At 71.7% G+C, this 1,726-nt stretch carries 2 protein-coding genes; both read left to right on the top strand.

All coding sequences use genetic code 11. The features are described 5' to 3' along the window. Nucleotides 1-531, top strand: a 531-nt coding sequence (locus BN11_RS17345; protein ID WP_048699574.1) for an FtsX-like permease family protein, incomplete at its 5' end; no start/stop codon positions are given. Further along, on the top strand, nucleotides 528-1,726 hold a 1,199-nt coding region (locus BN11_RS24195), incomplete at its 3' end, for a hypothetical protein (protein WP_201329293.1). The genes BN11_RS17345 and BN11_RS24195, both read left to right, overlap by 4 nt.

The raw sequence follows: 1,726 nt of genomic DNA, 5'->3' as shown, positions 1-1,726 counted from the left end.
GACGTGGCGGCGGCGCGCGCCGCTCTGGCCAAGGAGCCCCGGCTCGCGACCGCCCTCGTCGACCAGGAGGAGGTGGAGGAGCAGCGCCGAGCCAATCCGGTCAACGCCGGTATGCGGGCGGCTCTCCGCCTCGTGACCGCCTCGGCGCTCGTTCTCGCCAGCCTCGGGTTCGCCGCTGCCACAGCGGAATTGGCGCTGGCCCGCCACCGGGAAGGAGCCATCCTGCTCGCTCTCGGCACCCCGCCCGGGCACATCCGGCGGGCCGTCGTCGGCGAACGGCTCGTCGTGCTGGTGCTCGCCAGCCTGATCGGCGTCCTCGCGGGCCTGGCAGCCGCCCGGGTGATCGTTCCGCTCGTCGTGGGCAGCGACGGCTACGAACAGATCCCGCCGGTCGCGGTCGACCTGGACGTGCTCCGCCTGCTGGTCTTCGTGGGCGTCGTACTCGCCGTCCTGGCCCTGATCTCCATCCTCGTCATCGGGCGCACCGCCCGCGACCTGGCCGATGTGCTACGGGCCGGTGAGCGCGAATGAACGTGCCGTTGACCCTGTTCGCGCTCTGGCGTCGCCAGCTGCGCGACCGCGGACCGGGCCTGCTGTTGGCCCTGCTCACCCTGGCCACGACGGGCTACCTGGTGGCGGTGCCGGGCCTGGAGCGCGCGGCATACGACCGCGCCATCGGGGACCGCCTCGGTGACGCGCCACGCACCACGCGCGACCTCCAGTTGACCTATTCCGCCGGCCGAGTTCAACCGATGGGCACCTATGGGGGCGAGGCCCTCGACGCGCCGACCAGCCCGGAGAAGCCGATGGCGGCCACGGCGGCGAAGGTCATGGGGCCCGACGTCGCCGCCCTGCTCGCGCCGCCGCTCTTCTCTGCGCGCAGCGTCGAGTTCGTCGTCCAGACACCGCAGGGCGACTTCTTCCACAACCCCGGCAGAGAGGGCGTCGTGCGTGCCCAGGCCGGGCTCGACAAGCGGGTCACCTGGGACCGCGGGCAGTTGGGTCCATCCACGAAAACGGTGACCTATCGGGACAAGGATCCCTACAGCACCGACGAGTCCGGCAACCCGGTGACGATGGTGCGCAAGGTCCCGGTCATCCCCGTCGCGTTGGCAACATCGGTCGCGGACGAGTGGGACGCCAAGATCGGGGACCGGTTCCAGCTCACCGCCCTCCGCCACGTGCCGTACGAGAGCCCGTTCCCCTTCCAGGTCGAGCTGGCCGCGACCTACACCCCCACGAATCCGACGGACCCCTTCTGGTCCGATGACGCCCGACTCGTGAAGTCGAACGCCGTCGTCAACGGCGAGGGCGGCACCTCCTCGTCCGTGGCCTTCCTCATCCCGCCCGAGACGATTCCGGCCCTCGGGCAGGCGATGGAGGCCCAGCCGGAGGGTATGCCGCGAATGAACCCGACCGACTACGCCCGTGGCCTGAACTACACCTGGCGCTACGGAATCGACCCCGAACGGGTGCGGAAGGCGGCAGCCGCCGAAACGCTGCGCACCGGCGTGAGCCGGCTGCGCACGGGTGGTCCCGCCTGGGGGGAGGCCAAGCCGGGAGTCGTGACTGACGTCGTCGAACTGCTCGATGCCCACGACCGTGCGGTCGCCGGCACTCGCGCCCTGATCGCCTTCGTGACCATCGCCCTCCTCGCGCTCGGCACGCTCGCCGCGGGCCTGGTCGCAGCCGTTCTCGCCGGCCGGCGCGCGGCGTCCGCTCGCGT

It is taken from the genome of Nostocoides australiense Ben110 (assembly GCF_001050535.1).
Lineage (GTDB): Bacteria > Actinomycetota > Actinomycetes > Actinomycetales > Dermatophilaceae > Nostocoides_A > Nostocoides_A australiense.
This window is presented reverse-complemented; position numbering and strand designations above follow the sequence as displayed.